This window comes from Spirillospora sp. NPDC052269, assembly GCF_040679435.1.
Lineage (GTDB): Bacteria > Actinomycetota > Actinomycetes > Streptosporangiales > Streptosporangiaceae > Spirillospora.
Genome location: NZ_JBFAUU010000010.1, coordinates 94,976 through 116,115, shown reverse-complemented (window position 1 = coordinate 116,115; position 21,140 = coordinate 94,976). Strand labels below are relative to the sequence as shown.

The following is a 21,140-nucleotide window of genomic DNA, read 5'->3' as shown; positions in this document are numbered from 1 at the left end:
CCGGACTCCGGGGACGGCCTCTTCGGCGGATCGGGTCAGCGACGGTAGTCGCGGTGGTTCTGCCAGTCGTCCTGCTGCTTGGGCGGGTTCTGCTCCTGGTTGTCGCCGCCGTAGGACGGGTTGTTGTAGGAGCCGTTGCCGCCGGACTCGTTGCCGGGGAAGTAGCCCGCTCCGTACGCCTGGGTGGCGTTCGCGTCGAAGGACCCGGCCGGACGCGGCCCGGTGTCCTGCGACGAGATCGGGTCGCTGCCGCCGTAGCCGTTGCCGCCGAAGTCGCCGTACCGGCCCGGCTCGCCGGTCGAGCCGGTCGCGGACTGGCCTCCCGGCGCGCCCAGGCCGCCGAACGAGTCGCGGCTCGAGGCCAGCGGGTCGTCGTAGCGCGGGGACGAGTCGTTGTACGTCGGCGCGGCCTGGTAGCCACCGGTCGAGTGACCGCCCGACGAGTGACCGCCCGACGGCTGACCGCCCGTGGGGCCGTTGAACGGCGGCGCGCCGAGCGGGTCGCTCAGCGGGTCGCCCAGCGAGTTGCCGAACGGCTTGTCCGCGCCGATCCCGGACCCGGACGGCGCCGGGTCGGTCGTGCGCTGCCGGTCGCTCTGGATGCGCTGGAGCAGCTCGTCCACGGTCGGGAGCTTGCCCTCGCCGGTGTCGCCGCCGGACGGGCCCGCGGCGGCGGGCTGCTGCGGGGCGGCGGGCGGCGGGGGAGCGGCCGGGGCGTCCCAGCCGCCGGTGCCGGTGCCGGAGTCGGCCGCGGGCGACCGGTACCCGGACGTGTCGCCGCCGAGGCCGCCGCCGAGCGGAAGGCCGAGCGGGTCCGCGCCGGACGCGGCCGCGGGACGGTCGTAGCCGTCGCCGGACGATCCACCGCGCGTGTTCAGCGGGTCGTTCCCGTACGGCTCGTTCGAGTACGACGGCGAGGGGTGCTCGCCGGTGCTGCCGTACGCGGGCTGCTGGGGCTCGGCGGGCGCTCCGTACGACGGGTCGCCGGACGAGCCGAACTGCCCGAAACCGGAGCCGTCGTTCTGCCCGAAACCGCCGCCGTCGCCTTGTCCGAAACCGGAGCCGTCACCGAAACCGGATCCGGACGGCGAGCCCTCGCCGTAGACGTGCTGGTCGGACGGCATGGACCCGCCGGAGCCGAACGCGGCGTGCTCGCCCGTCGGCCCGTACGGGGACTGCGGGCCGCCCTGGTCCATCACCGGCAGCGGGTCGTGCGCCGTGGCGGACGGGTCGGCGCCGAACGCGCCGGGCGGCTGGTCGTTCGACGGCGCGTTGCCGCCCTGGTCGAACGGCGACGGGATCCCCTGCGGGCCGCCGGCCGGGCCGCCGCCGAAACCGGCGTCCCCGCCGAGCGCGGCGGTCATCGCCGGATCGCCGCCCATGCCGGGGTCGCCGAACTGCGGGTCACCGAACTGGTCCCCGGGGCCGCCGGGGCCGCCCGGCGCGCCGCCGGGGTGCTGGCCGCCGGTGGCGTGCAGCGGGTCGGGGCCGGACGGGTCGGAGCCGTCCTTGTCGTGCTGCCAGGGGAACTTGGGCTTGTCGAAGGTGATGGTCGCCCAGTAGTCGTCGTCGCCCATCTCGTCGCCGTGCCCGGACGGCGGGGGAGGGGGCGGGGAGGGCACGGCCACCGGCTGCGGCGGCGGGGCCTGCTGCGTCTGCGAGGCGGGACCGCCGAGCCCGCCCGGCGCGCCGGCGCCGGCGAACGGGTCGCCAGGAGCGCCGAACTGGTCGCCAGGACCGCCGAACTGGTCACCTGGGCCACCGAACTGGTCACCGGGACCGCCGAACTGGTCGCCAGGGACGCCGAAGGGGTCGCCGGGACCGCCCGGTCCCCCCTGGCCGCCGGGGCTGCCCGAGCCGCCGAAGGGGTCGGGGACGGCGAACGGGTCGGGGGCGGCGTTCTGGAGGCCGAGGCCCTGCCCGCCCAGGCCCGGACCGGCGAGCGCGCCGGGGGCCGGGGGCGCCTGCCCGCCGGTGGGAGCGGCCATCGGGGACGGCCCGCCGACCGGGACGTCTCCGCCGGGACCGGCCACGCGGCGGTCGAAGCCGGGCTCGAAGCCCTGGTCGCCGCCGTCGAAGCCCTGGTCGTATCCGTCGTCGTAACCGCCGGGCTGGGGCTCGGGCGCACGCCGGCGACCCCGTCCGCGTTCGCGGGGCCGCTCGTCCTCGGCCGTCCAGTTGTCGTCGGCGTCCCCGCCGTCGCCCCGGGCCCGCAGGCCCAGGACCACCAGGACGACCACCAGGACCACGACCAGCACGAGGCCGAAGACCACGATTGTAGAAGTCATGCCACCACCCATTGTCTTGGCCCGGCGAGAGTCGCCAGCGCGGACCGCGGGTCGGTCCCGATCATCGTGCGCGGTCGGTACCCGGCGGACCTCAACCGATTCTGTCCGACCGCTATGACCGTTGTCACACCTTTCGCGCACATAATCCCTCACCCGATGCGTGTCGGACGGCTGTTGCGTGCCGTCCGGAACGCCGATTTCCTCCGGTCCCCGCGGGGTCCGCACTCCTCAGCGCCGCTCCGGCGACCCGAGGGTCTCCGGGGGAACGCGTCTACTTGCCGCCGAAGTTCCCCGTGATCCTGCCCCGCCCGACGGTGTGCTTGGCGATGTCGCCGAGCGCGGTCTGCAGCGAGGCCCCGTTCGCGAAGGGAACCCTGGTGTCCAGCGCGTAGACGGTGAACCGGTACCGGTGCCGCTCGCCCTTCGGCGGACACGGCGCGGTGTAGCCCACCTTCTTCGCGGTGTTGCGCGCCTCGACCATCGTGTCGAGGCGTCCTCCCTCGACCAGCTCGTGCTGAGCCTGGTCGATCCCGGCGACCACCCAGTGCACGTACGTGCCGCCGGCGGCGTCCGGGTCGTCCACCACGATCGCATAGGACTGTGCGGTACGGACGCCACCCGCCGACCAGCGAAGTGGCGGGGTCTTGCCCAGCGCGGCGGAACCAGAGTACGTCGCGCAGGCGTACCGCGCGGGCAAGTCGCCGCCATCACGGAACACGGGGCTGGTCACGGTGAACCATTCCGCGAGTTCGGCGCTCTTGTTCTGGGGCTGCCCGATGAGTCCGCACCCCGACAGGCCGACGACCAGCGCCGCCAGTGCGGCGGTGCCCGTGACACGCCGTCCGCGTCGGCGGTTCCCGGCGTGTGATCCGGCTCCCATGTCCGGACGGACCGGCGCGTTCTCGTGGGGCCGTGCGTTGTCGCTCATGTGGCTTCGTCGCTTCGGAGAGATGCTGTTCATCGTCGATACGCTCCCGGGCGAGATGCTACGCCGCGCCCCACCGTTTTCCCTTCGTTCTCGGCGGTGCGCGAGCCCAGGCCGGCGCCCCCTTCCAGGTCCGCCCCAACCCTAGGGGTTCCGGCGGGGTGGATCGGGTCTTTCGACGCTCGCGGGGACGGCGCCGCCTGCGGCGGTCGCTGTGATCTCGCTCATGTGAGTTGAGTCCCACCAGTCCCCTAGGATGGTAAAGACGTGACGTGTTTCACGGCGTTACAACGCTCCAAGTTTTCCACTCTGGAAACAACTGTCCTTCTTCGGGTTGTTGACCCTTCAAGGCAGTACAAACCGGAGGTAGCTTGTGAATACCTTCACAAGCAGAAAATAGGAGGCCGCGATGGCCAGGACCGCCGAGGGCACCCCTGGCGCTCCCCACATCCTGATCGTGGGTGGCGGCTACGTGGGCATGTACACCGCGCTGCGGCTTCAGAAGAAGCTCAAGCGCGAGCTCAAGCGGGGCGAGGTCAAGGTCACGATCGTCGACCCCAACTCGTACATGACCTACCAGCCGTTCCTCCCCGAGGCCGCGGCGGGGAACATCTCCCCCCGGCACGTCGTCGTCCCGCTGCGCCGGGTGCTCCCCAAGTGCACCGTGCGCAAGGCGCGGGTCACCGAGCTGAACCACGACGAGGGCTGGGCCATCGTGCAGCCGCTCGCCGGACCGCCGGAGCGGATCAACTACGACTACCTGGTGATGGCCGCCGGCGCCGTCCCCCGGATCCTGCCCATCCCCGGCCTGGCCGAGGAGGGCTTCAGCCTCAAGACCGTCGGTGAGGCCATCCACCTGCGCAACCACGTGCTGGAGCAGCTGGAGGTCGCCGAGTCGACCGACGAGGTGGAGATCCGCCGCAAGGCGCTGACCTTCGTGTTCGTCGGCGGCGGCTTCGCCGGTGTCGAGGCGATCGCCGAGGTCGAGGACATGGTCCGCGACGCGACGAAGTACATGCGCAAGATCACGCCGCAGGACCTGCGGTTCGTGCTGGTGGAGGCGTCCGACCGGATCCTTCCCGAGGTCGGGCCGGACATGGGCAAGTGGACGGCCGAGCAGCTGCGCGGCCGCGGCATCGACGTCAAGCTCAAGACCTTCCTGCAGTCGGCGGTCGGCGGCGAGATCGAGCTGTCGGACGGCAGCCGCTTCCCGTCCGGGACGCTGGTGTGGAACGCGGGCGTCAAGCCGTCCCCGGTCGTCCGGCACACCGACCTGCCGCTGGACGAGCGCGGCCGCATCAAGGGCACCGAGTACCTCACCATCGAGGGCATGGTGCGCGCGTTCACCGCGGGCGACAACGCCGCCATCCCGGACCTCACCCAGGAGGGCATGTTCTGCCCGCCGAACGCCCAGCACGCGCTGCGGCAGTCCAAGGTGCTGGCCGCGAACATCGTCCGCTCGCTGCGCGGCAAGTCCCTCAAGCCGTACGTCCACGGCAACCTCGGCGCCGTGGCCGGACTCGGCCTGCACAAGGGCGTCGCGAACCCGCTCGGGTTCAAGCTCAAGGGCTGGCCGGCGTGGTTCTTCCACCGGACCTACCACGGTCTGATGGTCCCGACCTTCAACCGGAAGATCCGCGTCCTGGCCGACTGGACGCTCGCGCTGTTCCTCAAGCGCGAGACCGTCTCGCTGGCCACCGTCGAGCAGCCGCGCGCCGACTTCGAGCTGGCCGCGCTGGACGACGCCAAGCCCAGGCAGAAGGCGTCCTGACCGGGTACGACACGTTCCCGGCATGAGCCCGGCGGATCCGTCCGCCTCCACTGACGACACCCCCGGCGCGCCGTACCGCGCCGGGGGTGTCGTCGCTTCATGGACAATCGGGACGTGCGGATAGCGATTCTGGGGCCGGTCGAGGTCCGGCGCGGGGGCGGCCCTTCCGCCGGGGACGGCGGGGAGCGCGGCGTCGTCGAGCGCAGCGGGGACGTCGTCGAGCTCAGCGGGGCGCGGCTGCGGGTCCTGCTGACCCGGCTCGCCCTGGATCCCGGCCGGACGGTCCCGGCCGAGAGGCTGATCGACGACCTGTGGGAGGACGATCCGCCCGCCGGGGCCCCCAACGCCCTCCAGGCCCTCGTCTCGCGGCTGCGCGCGGCGATCGGCCGCGAGGCGATCGAGTCGCGTCCGGGCGGCTACCGGCTCGCCGTCCCGCGCGAGGCCGTGGACGCGCACGAGTTCGAGGCCCGTGTCTCCGCCGCGCGCGACGTCCCGGACGCGCGGGCCCGTGCGTCCGCGCTTCGCGAGGCCCTGGCGCTCTGGCGCGGTCCCGCGCTCGCCGACGCCGCGCAGCTGCCGTTCGCGTCCGCGCCGTCCGCCCGCCTGAACGAGCTGCGCCGTGCGGCCCTCGAGGACCGCGTCGCGGCCGATCTCGAGGCCGGACGCCACGGTGATCTCGTCCCTGAGCTGCAGGCCCTCGCCGCCGCCGATCCGCTTCGTGAGCCGCTGCGGGCGCTGCTGATCCGCGCGCTCTACGCGTCAGGGCGTCAGGCGGACGCGCTCGCCGAGTACGCATCGCTGCGGACGGCCCTGGCGGACGGTCTCGGCGTGGATCCGTCGCCGTCCGTGGAGGAGCTCCACGTGGCCGTCCTGCGGCAGGATCCGTCGCTGCTCACCGGCCGGGCCGTGGCCGCTCCTCCCGAACCCGTGGCCGGGAACGCGGTGTCCGAGGCGTCCGCCGGGAACCTGCCTGCGCAGTTGACCAGCTTCATCGGGCGCGACGAGGACCTGCGGCGCGTCGGCGCGATGCTCTCCGAAGGGCGGTTCGTCACGCTGACCGGCCCTGGCGGCGCGGGCAAGACGCGGCTGTCGCTGGAGGCGGGACGGCACGCGGCGCGCCTCGCGCCGGACGGGGTGTGGTTCGTGCCGCTCGCGTCCGTCACCGATCCGGGCGAGGTGCCGTCCGCCGTGCTGGCGGCGCTGGGACTGCGCGAGGTGGCGCTGCTGTCCACCAAGTCCGGCTGGCTGACCGCGCCGGAGAACGCCGACCCGCTGGACCGGCTCGCCGGGGCGCTCGCGGACCGGCGTCCCCTGATCATCCTCGACAACTGCGAGCACCTGCTCGACGCGGCGGCGCGGCTCGCCGACCGCGTGCTGGCCGACTGCCCCGGCGCGCGGATCCTCGCGACCAGCCGCGAGCCGCTCGGCGTCACCGGCGAGGCCCTCTGGCCCGTCGAGCCCCTCGATCGGCCACCGGCGCACGTCGACGCCGATCGCGCGGCCGGGTATCCGGCCGTCCGGCTGCTCGCCGACCGCGCCGCGGCCGCCTCCCCGGGCTTCACGGTGACCGGGGAGAACGTCGCCGACGTCGTCCGGATCTGCCGCGCCCTGGACGGCATGCCGCTCGCGATCGAGCTCGCGGCGGCGCGGCTCCGCGCGCTCACCCCCGCGCAGGTCGCCGACCGCCTGGACGACCGCTTCCGGCTGCTCCGCGAGGGCAGCCGCACCGCCCTGCCCCGGCACCGGACGCTCCGCGCCGTCGTCGAGTGGAGCTGGGACCTCCTGGACGCCCGCGAACGCGTGATCTGGCGCCGCCTCGCAGCCTTCCCCGGCGGCGCCGACCTGGACGCCGCCGAAGCCGTCTGCGCCGACGCGCCCCGCGAGGCCGGTGAGGCCGGTGAGGTGCAGGCCGGGGGTGTTCGCGTCGACGCGTCCGGAAACGCCGAGGACGTGCCCGCCGGGGACGTCCTGGACGTGCTGGCCGCGCTCGTCGACAAGTCGCTGGTCACGGTCGTCACCGGCGGCGCGGACGGCGCGCCGAGGTACCGGATGCTGGAGACGATCCGCGCGTACGGGCTGGAGCGGCTGGCCGAGGCGGGCGAGGAGGGCCGGGTCCGGCGCGCGCACGCCGAGTACTTCGCGAGCTTCGCCGAGACCGCCGAGCCGCATCTCACCCGGGCCGAGCAGGTCACCTGGATCGCCCGGCTGAACGCCGAGCAGGACAACCTGCACGCCGCGCTGCGCTGGGCGCTCGACGAGGGCGACGGGCTGCTCGCGACCCGGCTCGCGGCCGCGCTCGGCTGGTACTGGTTCCTGGGCGGACGGGTCAACGAGGCCGTGGACAGCGTGGTCGCGCTCGCCGCCCTGCCCGGCCTGCCGCCGGGGCAGGCGACGGCGCGCGCGTTCGCGCTCGGCGCGATGGCCGTGTTCGAAGGATCGTCCCGCGAGGACGCCGACGCCAACGGATGGCTGCTGCGCGCCAGGAGGCTCACAGAGGAGCTCCCGGACGGCGAGCCGCTGCATCCGGTGCTGCGGATGATGATGGTCACGATGCAGGTGTACGTGGACGGCTGGAACGACCACGTGTTCGGCGGACTCGTGCCGCTCATGGACGACCCCGACCCGTGGGTCCGCGGCCTGGGCCGGTTCATCGCCGGTCACGTCGAGCTGAACTTCGGCCGTACCGCATCGGGGGAGCGGCACCTCGCCGCCGCGCAGGAGGCCTTCCGGGAGTCGGGCGACCGCTGGGGCCTGTCGTTCACCCTCACCGGGCAGGCCGAGCTGCTCGGACGGCGCGGCGAGCACCGTGCGGCGGTCCGGATGCACGAGGAGGCCGTCCGGCTGAACAGGCGGCTCGGCGGCGGCCCGATGGTCATACTGCAGACCGAGATGCAGCTGGCCGTCCAGCTCACGCTGCTCGGCGAGTTCGAGCGGGCGGAGGGCATCCTGGCGTCCGCGCTGCGGGAGGCCGAGCGGATCGGATCGATCGAGGGGACGGCGGCGCTGTTCCACGCGTCCGCGCTGATCGCCCGGCGGCGCGGCGAACTCGCCGAGGCCGTCCGGCTGCTGGACCACGCGATCGGCATGACCGAGGGCTACACCGGATCACCGCAGTTCCGGTCGATGGCGCTGGCGGCCCGGGCCCTGTGCGACCTTGCGGCGGACGACCCGGACGCCGCCCGCCCCCGGCTGGACGAAGCCCTGGCACAGGCGGCCTCGGCCCCCGACTTCCCGATCGTCTCCACCGTCCTCGGCGGGCTGGCCGCCCTGGCCCGCCAGGACGGTGACCCGGTCCACGCCGCCGAGCTCCTCGGCCACGCGGAGGCGCTGCGCGGCGGCCCCGACCTCTCCCAGCCCGACGCGGTCGCCCTCACCGCGACCCTGCGTGCCGAGCTGGGCGACGCGTCGTTCGAGGCGGCCTTCGCCCGTGGCCGCGCCCGGACCTTCGAGGACCTCCTGAAGATCTACGACCTGCCCAGGCCCGAACCGTCGGGTCTCCCGCCGTCCGCCTAGAGGGCCGGCCCGGCCGGTCAGGCGCGCCGCTTGAACGCCCGGAGCGACAGCGGGGCGAAGATCAGCGTGATCCCCAGGCCCCAGGCCAGCGAGACCACGGCGTGGTCCAGGACGGGACCGCCGAGGAGCAGGCCGCGCATCGCCTCGACCAGCTGGGTGACCGGGTTGTTGCGGATCACCCAGGCGAGCCAGCCCGGGATGCCGTGGGTCGACTTGATGAAGGCGGTGCTGAGGAAGCTCAGCGGGAAGATCACCACGAACCCGAAGATCTGCACCTTCTCCGGCTCGTTCACCTTCATCGCGATGAACACCGACGTCCAGGAGAACAGGATCGCGAAGGCGAGCAGCAGCAGGAACGCGCCGACCACCGCGAGCGGGTTCGTGTGGATCCGGAAGCCGATGATGAAGCCGACCGAGAGCAGGACGAACATCGACCACGCCTGCTTGACGGTGTCGGCGATGATCCGTCCGGCGAGCGGCGCGGAGCGGGCGATCGGGAGGCTGCGGAACCGGTCGTAGACGCCCTTGGTGAGGTCGCTGTTCAGGCCGAACCCGGTGCTCATCCCGGCGAACAGGGCGTTCTGGGCGATGATGCCGGGGATCACGATCGGCAGGTACGCCTGGACGCTCCCGGTCATGGACGGGCCGAAGACGTACGCGAACAGCAGCACGAACATGATCGGCTGGATGGAGAGGTCGACCAGTTCCATCGGGTTGTGCTTGATCTGCACCAGGTTGCGCCAGGCCAGCGTGGCGGTGTGGCGCACCGCGGCGGCGGGGGAGACCCGCCGGGTGAGCGGCTGCTCGGGGGCGAGCGCGGCGGTGGTCACGCGCGGGCTCCTTCCGTTTCGGCGCGGACGAGCTCGTCCGCCTCGGCGTCGACGTCGTCGGTGTGGTGGCCGGTGAGGGCGAAGAACACCTCGTCCAGGCTGGACCTGCGCAGCGAGAGCTCGCCGACCGGCACGCCCGCGTCGTCCAGGCGGCGGACCACGGCGGGCATCAGCGCGGGATCGGTGATCGGGACGGTGACCAGGCCGTCCACCGTCTCGGGGGTGGCGCCGGAGAGGTCGGCGACGATGGCCGTGACGGTCTCGGCGTCGGACGCGTCGACCGGACGGACCTCGAGCACCTGCCCGCCGACCTGGGCCTTCAGCGCGTCGGACGTGCCGTGCGCGATGACCTGGCCGCGGTCGATGACGACGATGTCGTCGGCGAGCTGGTCGGCCTCCTCCAGGTACTGGGTGGTCAGCAGGACGGTCACGCCGTCGGCGGTGAGGCCGCGCACGATGTCCCACAGGCCGTTGCGGGAGCGCGGGTCGAGGCCGGTGGTCGGCTCGTCCAGGAACAGGATCTGCGGACGGCCGACCAGGCTCGCGGCCAGGTCGAGCCGGCGCCGCATGCCGCCCGAGTAGGTCTTGGCGGGGCGCCCGGCGGCGTCGACGAGGTCGAACCGCTCGAGCAGCTCGGCCGCCCGCGCCTTGGACGCGCGCCGGGACTGGCCGAGCAGCCTGCCGATCATGACGAGGTTCTCGGTGCCGGTGAGCATCTCGTCCACCCCGGCGTACTGGCCGGTCAGGCCGACGAGCTGGCGCACCTGGTGCGCCTGCCTCACCACGTCGTAGCCGCCGACCGTGGCGTGCCCGGACGTCGGCTCGATCAGGGTCGCGAGAATGCGGGTCGTGGTGGTCTTCCCAGCGCCGTTGGGGCCGAGGACGCCGAGCACGGTGCCCGACTCGGCGGTCAGCGACACCCCGGACAGGGCGCGCGTCTCACCGAACCGCTTCTCCAGGCCTTCGGCCTGGATGGCGTGGGACATGGGGGGTCTCCTTCGTCGTCGCGTACCGGACCTGCCGGGTCCATCAGAAGGTCGGACAAATACGGCGATGTCCGGGTTGATGTGGATCCAGTCTTGCCGCCCGCGCTGTCAGGAGGCTGATCTCCCGCTGACAGCCGCGAGGTTCTTCGCTGAGCCGACCCTCCCCGACCGTCGCACGGGGGTCTGACAAAACCGTCCGTGGAGTCTGGCCCGCCGGACCGCCGATCCGGCGGACCGGTCCGCGGGCGGGCGCCGCCCGGGCAATAGACTGCGACACGTGACGGCGCGGAGCACTCATGCGGTGCGGCTGAGGGAGCCCGCGAACCGGGTGTCGCCGCGCGCCATCGCGCACTGGGCGATCGAGTACCTGCTGTTCTGGGGCCTCGGCTTCGGCCTTTCCTGGGGCGTCGCCGCCTGGCTCGGGAACCGGCCCCGCGACGGCGTGCCGCGCTGGACGACCGCGCACGTCGGCTGGCTGCCCGTCGTGGTCGGGGTCGTCGGCGTCCTGTCGGTCACGGTCGCGCCCGTCTGGCGCTACCGCGTGCACCGCTGGGAGGTCAGCGCGGACGTCGTCTACACCCGGACGGGCTGGTTCACCCGCGACTGGCTCCTCGTCCCTGTGAGCCGCATCCAGAACGTCCACACCGAGCAGGGATGGCTCGAACGGCTACTCGGCCTCGCGCGCCTGCGCATCCACACGGCGTCCCATACCGGCTCGTCCGAGGTGTCCGGCCTGCCCGTGGCGGTCGCCAACCGGCTCGCCGAAGACCTCGCGCACCGCGCCCACGCCCTGAGCGACGACGCCACGTGACCACGCCGCAGGACGCTCCCGTCCCGAGCCCGCCCGTCGACACCGGCGAGGTGCGGTCGGGGCGTTCTCCACGGGACGCGTCCGTTCGGCGCCTGCACCCGTTGACGTTCGTGGTCGGCGCGGCACGGGAGATGGCGGCGCTCGTGGGCGCGGGCGCGACCGGACTGCTCGTCGGCGGCATGTCCACGGCGTTCTACTTCGCGCTCATCGGGCTCGGCTTCGGGCTGGCATGGCACGCCGGGACGTGGGCGACGTTCACCTACCACGTGCACGAGGACCGCTTCCAGACGCGCAGGGCCCTGGTGGGACGGACGGTCAAGAGCATCCCGCGCGAACGGATCCGGGGTGTGGACATCTCGTCCACACTCGGCCACCGGCTCCTGGGCCTCGCGATCGTCCACGTGGACGCGGGCGCGGACGGCGGGGAGATCGTGCTCAACGCGGTGGCGCAGCGCGAGGCCGAGCGGCTCCGGAAGGTCCTCCTCGCGCGCGCCCGCGTGGCCGAGGCCCCGCCGCCGGTGAAACAGCGCCGCGAACTCGCGCACATCCGCCGGCGCTGGTTCCTCTACGCGCCGCTGAGCGGGGCGTACCTGCTGACCCCGTTCGCGGTGGCGGGAAGCCTCCTCGGCACGCTCTACAACCTCGGCGACGATCTCGGGCTGATCACCCGCGACCGCGTCGAGCACCTCGGACGGGACGCGGCGGGCCTGCCCACCGGCGTGGTCGTCCTGATCATCATGCTGTTCCTGGTCGCGATGCCGGTCGCCTCGGTCATCGCGTTCACCCTGTTCAACTGGGACTTCACCGTCTACGAGCGGGACGGCTCGATCGTCGCCGAACGCGGCCTGGTCACCCGGCGCAGCGTCGCCCTGGAACGCCGCCGAGTGCGCGGCGTCGAACTGTCCGACAACCCCTTCGAACGCGTCGCGCGTGTCGTCCGGCTCGGCGCCCTGGTCACGGGCCTGGGTGACGCCGCCCACCGGGGCCGCCTCCTGCCCGCCGCGCCCCGCTCCGTCGCGCTCGCGCTCGCCTCCCGCGTCCTCGGCCCTGTCCCCGCGCCCCTGATCCCGCATCCGCACGCCGCCCGGGGCCGCCGCCTCGTGCGCGCGATGTCCCCGCCCTTGGCGGCGGCGGCCCTCTGCGCCCTCGCCGGAAACTTTTGGCTCACGGGTGTGTCCCTGGTCGCCGCCCTCATGGCCGTCCCGCTGGGCCTGGACCGCTACCGCCAACTCGGCCACGCCGACGACGGTGTCCGCCTGACCGTCCGCTCCGGTTCCCTGCGCCGCCGCCAGTACGTCGTGGAACACGACGCGATCGTCGGCTGGCGCGTCCGCCGCACCCTCTTCCAACGCCGCGCGGGCCTGGCCACCCTCCACGCCGCCGTGGGCGCGGGCGAAGGCGGCTGCGCCGCCGTGGACATGTCCGAATCCGACGCCCTCGCCCTGGCCTGGACGATCACCCCCGACTGGATCGCCCCGTTCCTGGCCCCGCCCGGCCCCGCGAAGACCCCGCGCCGCGCCTGAGCGCGTCTGCCGGGGGCGGAAACGCGAGCGCCCGGCCCCTTCACGGAGACCGGGCGCTGATGCGGGTGGGACTTATTCGGGGCGCCGGGCTCCGAACATGATCTCGTCCCAGGACGGGACGGAGGCGCGCTTGCCCTTCGGCTTGCGGCGGGCGCGCGCGGCGCGCTGCGTGGCCGGCGTGTCGGCGGGCTTCTCGGCCGCAGCTGCGGGCATCGCCGACCGCGCGGCCTTCTTCGCCGCCGGACGGTGCGGGGCGCGCGGTACCGGATGCTCGTCGTCCGCGTCGTCCTCGAGGTCGTTGGACGCCGCGTTGCGCGTGGCGGCGGCCGCCGCCTTGCGCGTGGCCTCCTCGTCCTGCTGCTTGGCCGCGGCCTCACGCTCCGCTGCCTCCTCGGCGGCGGCCTTCTTCCTGGCGCCCGCCTCCTCGGCGTCGCGAGCGTCGTCGTCCGGTGCCGGCTTCCGCTTGGACGCCGAAGCCTTGGCCGCGCGCGTGCTCTCGGCATCGCGCACCGACTCGTCGTCGTCCTCGGCGTCCACCGAGGCGTCGCGCGCGGAGGAAGCGCTGGTCAGCTCGTCCTCAGCCCGCGTTCCGGCCCCGCCGCGCACACCCTCGGCCGCGCGGGGCTCTTCGGACGCGTACGAGTCCTCGTCCACGCCCTGGTCGACACGCGAACCCTCGTCCTCACGCATGTCCTGAGCGTCACGCATGCCCTCGGCAGCGCGTCCGCCCGACGTGCGAGTGGCTTCGGCGCTGCCGGAGTCCTCACCACGCGTTCTGGACGCGCGGGTGCCTTCGGGTGCGTACGAGCCTTCGTCCGCGCGCCCGTCCTCGCTCTGGCCACCGCGCGACCCCTCGCCCGTGCGCACGTCCTGAGCGCCGCGGACGCCTTCAGAGGCGCGTCCGCCGGAGGCGCGGGTGCCTTCGGGCATGTACGAGTCCTCGTCAACGCGCGCGTCCTCGGCCACATGACCGCCCCGGCCACCGCGCGAAGCCTCGCCCGCGCGGGCGTCCTGAGCGGCGCGTCCGCCGGAGGAGAGGGTGTCTTCGAGCGCGTAGGAGTCTTCGCCCACGCGCGAGTCCTGAGCAGCGCGGACGCCTTCAGAGGCGCGTCCGCCGGAGGTGCGGATGCCTTCGGGCGCGTAGGAGTCCTCGTCCAGGCCCTCGCCCGCGCGCGTGGGCGCGGCACCGTGTGAACCCTGGGCACCGCGCGTGCCCTGGGCGCTGCGTGAATCCTCAGCGCTGCGCGAACCTTCAGCGTCGCGCGATTCCTCAGCGGCGCGCCTGGCCTCGCCCGTGCGCATGTCCTGGGCGGCGTGCGAGGCTTCAGAGACGCGGCCATCGGTGGCGCGGGTGCCTTCGGCGCTGCGGAAGTCCTCACCTGCGCGCGCGCTCTGGGCCATACGGGCGTCGTCGTCCTGCGCGCCTTCGGCTGCGCGGACGCTCTCGGAGGCGCGCGTGCTTCCAAGCGCCCCCCCGGTCGCGGACGGCGCCTCGGTTGCGCGTGAGGTCTGAGACCTGCGGGCGCTCTCCGCGTACTCGTCGCCAGACCCGCGCCCGCCCTGAGCCATGCGGGAGTCTTCGGCCCCGTACTCGCCGTCCAACGCGCGCGGGTCGTCCAACGCGCGGGTGGCGTCAGTCGCGTAATCGTCTTCGGCCGGGCGCAGGTCGCGGGTCCCGCGCGTGCCTGCGGACGCGCGGGATCCCTCGGGTGCGTACCGGCCCTCGGGCTGCTGGGCGTCCTCGTACCGGGATGCGCGCGAGGGCCTGGTCGCGTACTCGTCCTCGAACGTGTCCTGACGCCTGCGTGCGCCTTCAGAGGTGCGCGAGTCGTCGGTGTGGTTCTCCTCGGACGCGCGCGGGGTCAGGCTCGTGCGCGAGGACTCGGAGCGGTACGGGCCCTCGGACGCGCGCGAGGAGCGGCGGGTGGGGTCGCCCCCGTAGGGGCCCTCGGCGGCACGCATCGGCTGGGACGTGCGCTCGTCCCCGTACGCGCCCTCGGAGGGGCGGCGCGGGGCGAGGGAGTCGGTGTCCTGGGAGATGGCGGTGTCGCGGAGGATGGCGGCCTCGCGGGCCACGGCCTCACGGGCGGCGATGTCGCGGGACGCGGGGTCCAGGTCGGGACGGACCGGGAACTCGCGCGGGACGCCGTCCAGCGTGCGCGGGGCGTCGTCGGTGAACGGGTCGAAGGCGCGGCGCGCCTCGGTGGCGCGCGGCGCCTCGCCCGGCTCGCCCGCGGGCAGGCCGCGGGAACGGCCGGACACGGTGGAGTCGGAGACGACCTTCATCGCCGGACGGCGCGGGACGAGCGGGGTGACGGTGTCGGACAGGGCCTCGTCGTCCCACTCGACGGCGGTCAGCCGCGCGGCGACCTCGTCCAGCGGGGTGACGTGCCGGCGGCGCGGGTCGAAGGACCACTCGGCGGCGTGCGGACGGCCGCCCTCGAAGAACGACAGGCGGATGCGCCAGGTGCCGTCCTCGCACTTCCAGGAGTCCCACTCGACCTCCTCGAGGTCGACGCCGCCGCGGCCGAGACGCTCCTCGACGGTCTCGCCGAGCGGCGGGCCGGGCTGGGTGTCGCCCGGACGGCGCACCGCGACCCGCTGCGCCTGCTGGGCCATGTACTCGCGTTCCTGCAGGACCGGTCCCTCGAACCAGCGGACGCGTTCGACGGGGATGCCCGCGGACTCGGCGATCTCCTCAGCGGTCTCACCGGACCGGATCCGAGCCTGGATCTCCTTGGGTCGCAAGGGACTCTCCACTTCGATCTCGAACTGGCCGAGGCGGGAGAAGTGCCCTCGCACGGCTGCGCGCAGCCGGTCGTCGACGGGCAGGGTGAACCGGGTGCCTCGGCCCGCGGTGGCCAGGACGAGGTACGTACCGTCCTCGCTGACCGCGACGAGGCGCAGCTCCTGCATGCGTGTCCTTCCTGCCCTGTCCCAACGGCACCGGAGGGGTGCCGAACCACACGCCCGTTCGCGAGTCCGCCTCCCCGCGCTCGCATCGGCCGGTCGTTCGGTCCCCACCAGGGGCGCATGCGTGCCCTTCCCCCGGATTCCCGAGTCTCTCTTTCGGACACACCTGCTGCCAGCACCGTACCCGGCATGTCCGAACATCGCCGCTCTCAAAGCCCTCATCACAGCCGTGAAGAGGGCCGTCCGACCAAGCTTGCCCGTCTCGCGCGCCCATCGGGGGGCGACTCCCCGAACTTGTGGATCCTTTTCCACACCGTGCCTGACCATGCCGGGCGGCCCCGATCCCCGGGCGTTGCGATCGTCACGTCCCGTGCCGGAACAACGTCCGAGTCGCCGTGAGTTCCTGTTGTGGGGACTTTTGAGACGGTTTCGGGTAGAGAGGGAAGATTCGATGGCGCAGCGGAAGCTGCCGGACCTGAGCGCCACGCAGTTGATCGCGAGCGGGGTGGCGACCACGGTCGCCGCCTACGGGGCGTCCTACCTGGGGGTGTACGGGACGATCGTCGGCGCCGCCTTCATGAGCGTGGTGTCGACGGCGGCCTCCGTGGTCGGCAAGCACTACCTGGATCAGGGCAAGGAGCAGATCAAGGAGCGCACCCACCTCATGGTGCCCGATGATCAGGAGCTCGATCCGGGAGAGGCCGCCCGCGCCGCGACCAGCGCGGCCGCGACACGCGCGGCGGGCTCGCCGCTGACGGCGAATCTCCCGGGGGCCACCAGGGTCGCGGACGCGCGTGTCGCCGGGGCCAGGGCCGTGGCGCCGACGGGCCGGGCCCCCGGCCATTGGGCCGAGGGTGATCCCAATTACACCCGGATGGACGACCTGTCCGGCATGGCGTCCGTGTCGGGCGGTGACTCGAACGCGACCCGGCGTGACCTGCCCGCCCTGGGCGACCCCAACGCGACCCGGTTCGACGCGTCCGCGCTGGACGCCACGCATCTCGACCGGAGCCCCGCCGAGACCGTCGCCGACGAGCTGGAGGCCGAGGCGCTCGGGCATGGCGAGGAAGCGGGGGCCAAGGCGTCCCTGCAGGCCGCGCTGGACGACACGCTCGTCTGGGCCAGGCAGCGCTGGAAGATGCTGTCGGCCTCGGCGGTGGTGGTGTTCGCCCTGGTGATCGGCGGCATCACGCTGTACGAGTCGGTCACCGACCGGACGTTCGGCGGGGTCAAGGGCGCGGGCGGGACGATCGGCAACGTGATCCGCGGCCAGAACGAGGGCCATGCCGAGGCGCCGTCGCACGAGCCGTCCCAGAAGCCGACGGACGAGCCGACCGATCCGGCGACGTCCACCCCGGACGGCGGGACGGGTGTGACGGACGGGCCGACGAACCAGCCCAGCGGCCGCCCGACCGAGCAGCCGTCCGAGACGCCGACCACGCCGAGCACGCCCACGCAGGAGCCGACCGACACGCCCACGCACGAGCCGTCCTCCGCGCCGAGCGGCGGCCAGAGCGGTGGCGGCCAGGGCGGCGGTGGCGGCGCGCCGGGCAAGACGGGCGTCCAGGCGCCCGTCCCCGGCGCCAACTAGCCCGACAGGGCGTGGCCGGGCCGGTTAGGCCGGAATAGCGCGAACGGGCCGGGCTCCCTCCGAGGGAGCCCGGCCCGTTCGCGTGCGCGGGACGTTCGCGTGCGCGGGAGGGGTCAGTCGCCGAAGACCTGGCGGGTGTAGGGGTTGGCGAACCGGCGGTCCGGGTCGAGCTCGTTGCGGATCGCCTGGAAGTCCTTGAAACGCGGGTAGACCGTCTCCAGGTAGGCGGCGTCGCGGGTGTGCATCTTGCCCCAGTGCGGGCGTCCGCCCAGCCCGGTCAGGACGTCCTCGACGCCGCCGAAGTAGTAGGCGTGGTCGTCGCGGTGGTAGACGTGCACGGCGATGAACGCGCTGCGGCGGCCGTGGGCCATCGACAGCCAGGCGTCCTCCTCCGGCAGCAGCCGGACCTCGATCGGGAAGCTGATCTTCCAGTCCCGCCGCTCGAACAGGCCGCGCACCTCGCGCAGCGCCTCCGCCAGGCGCTCGCGCGGGATCGCGTACTCCTGCTCCTTGAACCGGACGGTCCGGGGGCTGGTGAACACCTTGTAGGACGTGTCGGTGAACGTGCGCGCGCCGAGCGCCCGCGCCGAGAGCTGGTTGATCGACGGGGTGATCATCGGGGCCGCGTGGGTGATCTTGTTGATCACCTCGAACAGCGAGTTCGACATGAACTCGTCGTCCAGCCAGCCCTTGAACCGCGACAGCGGCTCCGGCGGGCCGTCGACGCGGTTGTTCCGCTTGGTGAGGCAGCCCTCGGTGTGCGGGAACCAGTAGAACTCGAAGTGCTCGTTCGCGGCGTCGAACTCGTCGATGCGCGAGAGGACCTCGTCCCACTTCATCGGCTGTTCCTGCGCGCGCAGGAGGAAGGCCGGGACGGTCTTCCAGGTGATCGCGGTGATGATCCCCAGGGCGCCCACGCTCGCGCGCGCGGCGTCGAACAGGTCGGGGCGCTCGTCGCGCGAGCAGGTGACCACCGAGCCGTCGGCGAGGACGAGTTCCAGCGCGTGCACCTGGGACGCGAGGCCGGCGGCGTCGCGTCCGGTGCCGTGGGTGGCGGTCTGGAGGGCGCCCGCGACGGTCTGCTCCTGGATGTCGCCCATGTTGGCCAGGGCGCGGCCGTGCTCGGCCAACATCCGGTTGAGCGCGTGCAGGGGCAGGCCCGCCTCGACGGTGACCAGGCCGCTCGTGGTGTCCACCGAGCGGACGGCGGTCATCCCGGCCGGCCGGAGCAGGACGTCCTCGGCGACGGCCGCTCCGGTGAAGGAGTGGCCGGTGCCGGTCATCCGGACGGTGTGCCCGTCGGCCGCCGCGGCGCGCACGGCCGCGGAGACCTCTTCGGTGCTGGTCGGAGTGGTGACGCGCCGGGGAGTGGCCGTGTGGTTCCCGGCCCAGTTGCGCCATTTCTGGGTGTTCACGGGGGACATGGCCGAACCCTACTCGGCAATCGTTTGTGAGGAAAGTTCACGTTTACTGATGGCCCGGATCCCGGCCACGGCGACCAGCGCGGCCAGGACCGCCGCGGTCAGCGGGACGCCGAAGGAGGCCGTGGCGCCGTAGCCGTCGGCGACCCGTCCGGCCAGCGCCGCGCCCGCCGCCGCGCCGATGCTCAGCGACGTCGACACCAGCGCCAGGCCCTCGGTGAGCTGGCCGGGTGGGACGATCCGCTCCACCAGCCCGAACGCCGGGATGATCGTCGGCGAGATCGCCAGCCCCGCCACGAACACCACCGGCAGCATCAGCCAGAAGTTCCCGATCAGCGGCAGCGGCACGAGCAGGACGGCCTGCAGGACGATCCCGATGAGGAAGCGGTGGTCCAGCGAGGACGTCCAGCCCCGCGCGCCGTACCAGAACGCGGCGGTCGCGCTGCCGCCCGCGTAGCAGGCGAGCAGCAGCCCGGCCAGCGGCTTGTGGCCCTGGCCGGCGGCGAACGCGATGCCGCCGACGTCCATCGCGCCGAACACGATCCCGATGAAGAGGAAGATCGGCGTCATGATCCGGACGGCCGGGTTGGCGAACACCCCGCCGCGCGGGGACTCCCCGGGCACGTGCGGGCGCGGCGGCGGTTCCGTCCCGCGCAGGCGCGCGAAGGACAGGCCGCCGACGAGCGTGCAGGACGCCGCGACCGCGAGCCCCGCCGCCGGATGCACCCCGGTCGCCAGCGAGGTGACGAGCATCGGCCCGGCGACGAAGATCAGCTCGTCCATCACCGACTCGAACGAGTACGCCGTGCCCATCGAGATGGACGTCCCGCTCAGCACGTGCGACCAGCGCGAACGCACCCACGCGCCCAGCGAGACCTGGGTCATTCCGGCGAGTGCGCTTGCCGGGTACAAGGTCCACAGGGGAGCCTCGAACAGGGCGAACGAGATCAGCAGGGAGAAGGCGGCCGCGTTGGCCGTGACCAGCGGGACGAGCACCCTGCGCTGCCCGTAGCGGTCGGCGAAGCGGGCGCTGAGCGGCGCTGCCACCGCGTATGCGACCGCCATCGTCGCGGAGACCGTTCCGGCGATGCCGTACGATCCGGTCACCGCGGAAACAAGGAGGACGATTCCGATCCCGACCATGGACATCGACATGCGTCCCACGAAACCCGCGGTGACGAACGCCCTTGCTCCGGGAACGGCCAGCAACGCCCTGTACGGACTGGCCAACGTGCTCCTTTAGGTCGGATCTGGATAACTTGATCACGTTACCCGGACTGTTCAACCGATTTTCTCCGGGTAACCACCCCTTGGCGACGTTCGTTGGGATTGGTTGTGGTTACTCCTACGCCTGAGTCGGACTCGGCCGGTGAACCGGCCTTCGAGCCGGCGCCCGTGCCCGCTCCGTCCGGTACCGGCACGAAGAGCCCGCGGCGACGACCGCGCCTCGCCGCGGTCGGGGTCGGCGTGCTGGTCGCCGGGAGCATCGCCGGCGGCGTGTACGGCGTCCTGACCGTGCGGTCCCCCGAGCCGGCCCGCAGGGACGCCGCCGCGACCGCGAGTCCGGACCCGCTGCGCAACGGCCCGGTGGCCAACCTCGACACCGCGCGCGGGCAGGTCGCGCCGCTGCGCCGGGTCGTCCCGCCGGACGTGCTCGCCGTCGGCGGCACGACGATCACCCGCGCCCAGGTCGCCAAGATCGCCAAGGTCGGGCACGTCAAGGACGTGATCGCGGTCGCCGGGGGCGCCGTCCAGCTGCAGGGACGGCAGGTCAACGCGTTCGCCGTCGACCCGTCGGTCTTCCGGTCCTGGACGCCGCCCGGCACCGCCAAGCGCACCGAGCTCTGGAACGCCCTGGCCGCCGACCAGTTCGTGGTGTCGTCGAACGCCGCCGACCAGCTCCAGCTCAGCCGCGGCTTCCAGTACCCGGTCGTCGGCCGGACGGTCCCGAACCTGGTGCTCGGCGGGTCCGGGAACCTCGGCCTGCCCGGCATCGACATGCTGGTCAGCACGAAGTCCGGCACGGGCATGGGCCTGGTGGACGACATCGCCGTCCTGGTCAACGCGCCCGGCGCGAACCCCGGCAAGGTCGCGGGCCAGGTGAAGAGGATCCTCGGCGCGGGCGCCAGCGCGGTGAACCTGCACGAGACCAAGTACCAGCCGTCCGGCCAGGGCGGGAAGGCCGGCAGCTACCTCGACCTCTACCGGCGGGCCGCCACGACCTGCCCCGGCCTGTCCTGGACGGTCCTCGCCGCGATCGGGCAGGTCGAGAGCGACCACGGCCGCAACCCCGGCCGGTCCAGCGCGGGCGCGCTCGGGCCGATGCAGTTCCTGCCGTCCACGTGGGCGACCTACGGCGTGGACGGGGACGGCGACGGCAAGGCCGACATCATGAACCCCTACGACGCGATCCCCGCCGCCGCCAAGTACCTGTGCGCGAACGGCGCGGGCAAGGGCGGCCAGTCGCTGTACCGGGCGATCTTCGCCTACAACCACGCCGACTGGTACGTCCAGAAGGTGCTCGGCCTCGCGCGCGCCTACGCGGCCCAGTACCGATAACCGGGGGTC

Annotated in this window: 13 protein-coding genes; 6 read left to right on the top strand and 7 right to left on the bottom strand. The window is 73.3% G+C overall.

Translation table 11 applies throughout. The features are described from left to right. Positions 1-35 precede the first annotated feature (35 nt). Both AB0L06_RS22420 and AB0L06_RS22415 read right to left on the bottom strand, forming a co-directional pair. Entirely contained in the window at positions 36-2,288 is a 2,253-nt protein-coding gene (locus AB0L06_RS22420) for a hypothetical protein (protein WP_500233004.1), read from the bottom strand. A gap of 271 nt (positions 2,289-2,559) precedes the next feature. After that, positions 2,560-3,216 (bottom strand): YbhB/YbcL family Raf kinase inhibitor-like protein, encoded by a 657-nt coding sequence (locus AB0L06_RS22415; protein WP_500233003.1) that lies wholly within the window; start codon positions 3,214-3,216, stop codon positions 2,560-2,562. A gap of 406 nt (positions 3,217-3,622) precedes the next feature. Here AB0L06_RS22415 and AB0L06_RS22410 point away from each other — a divergent pair, with 406 nt between their 5' ends. Together AB0L06_RS22410 and AB0L06_RS22405 are read left to right on the top strand one after the other, a co-directional pair. After that, positions 3,623-4,984 carry an NAD(P)/FAD-dependent oxidoreductase gene (locus tag AB0L06_RS22410; protein WP_500233002.1) on the top strand — a complete coding sequence of 454 codons (1,362 nt, stop codon included), beginning with the start codon at positions 3,623-3,625 and terminating at the stop codon, positions 4,982-4,984. Positions 4,985-5,098: 114 nt separating this feature from the next. After that, positions 5,099-8,497: an AfsR/SARP family transcriptional regulator gene (locus AB0L06_RS22405; RefSeq protein WP_500233001.1), complete on the top strand. Its 3,399-nt coding sequence runs from the start codon at positions 5,099-5,101 to the stop codon at positions 8,495-8,497. Between the two features lie 17 nt (positions 8,498-8,514). On the opposite strand, the gene AB0L06_RS22400 is transcribed toward AB0L06_RS22405, so the two are convergent. Continuing rightward, the gene (locus tag AB0L06_RS22400) at positions 8,515-9,327 is read right to left on the bottom strand and encodes an ABC transporter permease (RefSeq protein ID WP_500233000.1); all 813 of its coding nucleotides are present in this window, start codon (positions 9,325-9,327) and stop codon (positions 8,515-8,517) included. After that, positions 9,324-10,313, bottom strand: coding sequence for an ATP-binding cassette domain-containing protein (locus tag AB0L06_RS22395; protein WP_500232999.1), 990 nt, complete (start codon positions 10,311-10,313; stop codon positions 9,324-9,326). Before AB0L06_RS22395 ends, AB0L06_RS22400 begins: the two co-directional genes overlap by 4 nt. A 277-nt stretch (positions 10,314-10,590) precedes the next feature. Here AB0L06_RS22395 and AB0L06_RS22390 point away from each other — a divergent pair, with 277 nt between their 5' ends. Both AB0L06_RS22390 and AB0L06_RS22385 read left to right on the top strand, forming a co-directional pair. Beyond that, complete coding sequence (locus tag AB0L06_RS22390) at positions 10,591-11,124, top strand: PH domain-containing protein (protein WP_500232998.1); 534 nt, start codon at positions 10,591-10,593, stop codon at positions 11,122-11,124. Continuing rightward, positions 11,121-12,647 carry a PH domain-containing protein gene (locus AB0L06_RS22385; protein WP_500232997.1) on the top strand — a complete coding sequence of 509 codons (1,527 nt, stop codon included), beginning with the start codon at positions 11,121-11,123 and terminating at the stop codon, positions 12,645-12,647. Before AB0L06_RS22390 ends, AB0L06_RS22385 begins: the two co-directional genes overlap by 4 nt. 72 nt (positions 12,648-12,719) lie before the next feature. On the opposite strand, the gene sepH is transcribed toward AB0L06_RS22385, so the two are convergent. After that, positions 12,720-15,563 (bottom strand): septation protein SepH, encoded by a 2,844-nt coding sequence (gene sepH, locus AB0L06_RS22380; RefSeq protein WP_500232996.1) that lies wholly within the window; start codon positions 15,561-15,563, stop codon positions 12,720-12,722. A 448-nt stretch (positions 15,564-16,011) separates the two neighbouring features. On the opposite strand from sepH, the gene AB0L06_RS22375 reads away from it, so the two are divergent. Next, entirely contained in the window at positions 16,012-17,151 is a 1,140-nt protein-coding gene (locus AB0L06_RS22375; RefSeq protein WP_500232995.1) for a hypothetical protein, read from the top strand. 113 nt (positions 17,152-17,264) lie between these two features. Here the strand turns inward: AB0L06_RS22375 and AB0L06_RS22370 are convergent, their stop codons facing one another. Together AB0L06_RS22370 and AB0L06_RS22365 are read right to left on the bottom strand one after the other, a co-directional pair. Further along, positions 17,265-18,575: a D-arabinono-1,4-lactone oxidase gene (locus tag AB0L06_RS22370; RefSeq protein WP_500232994.1), complete on the bottom strand. Its 1,311-nt coding sequence runs from the start codon at positions 18,573-18,575 to the stop codon at positions 17,265-17,267. Positions 18,576-18,584: 9 nt separating this feature from the next. Next, a complete protein-coding gene (locus AB0L06_RS22365; RefSeq protein ID WP_500232993.1) occupies positions 18,585-19,802 on the bottom strand; it encodes an MFS transporter in 1,218 nt (405 codons plus the stop codon). A 165-nt stretch (positions 19,803-19,967) separates the two neighbouring features. Between AB0L06_RS22365 and AB0L06_RS22360 the strand changes: the two genes are divergently transcribed. Next, positions 19,968-21,131, top strand: coding sequence for a lytic murein transglycosylase (locus AB0L06_RS22360; protein ID WP_500232992.1), 1,164 nt, complete (start codon positions 19,968-19,970; stop codon positions 21,129-21,131). Positions 21,132-21,140: the final 9 nt, after the last annotated feature.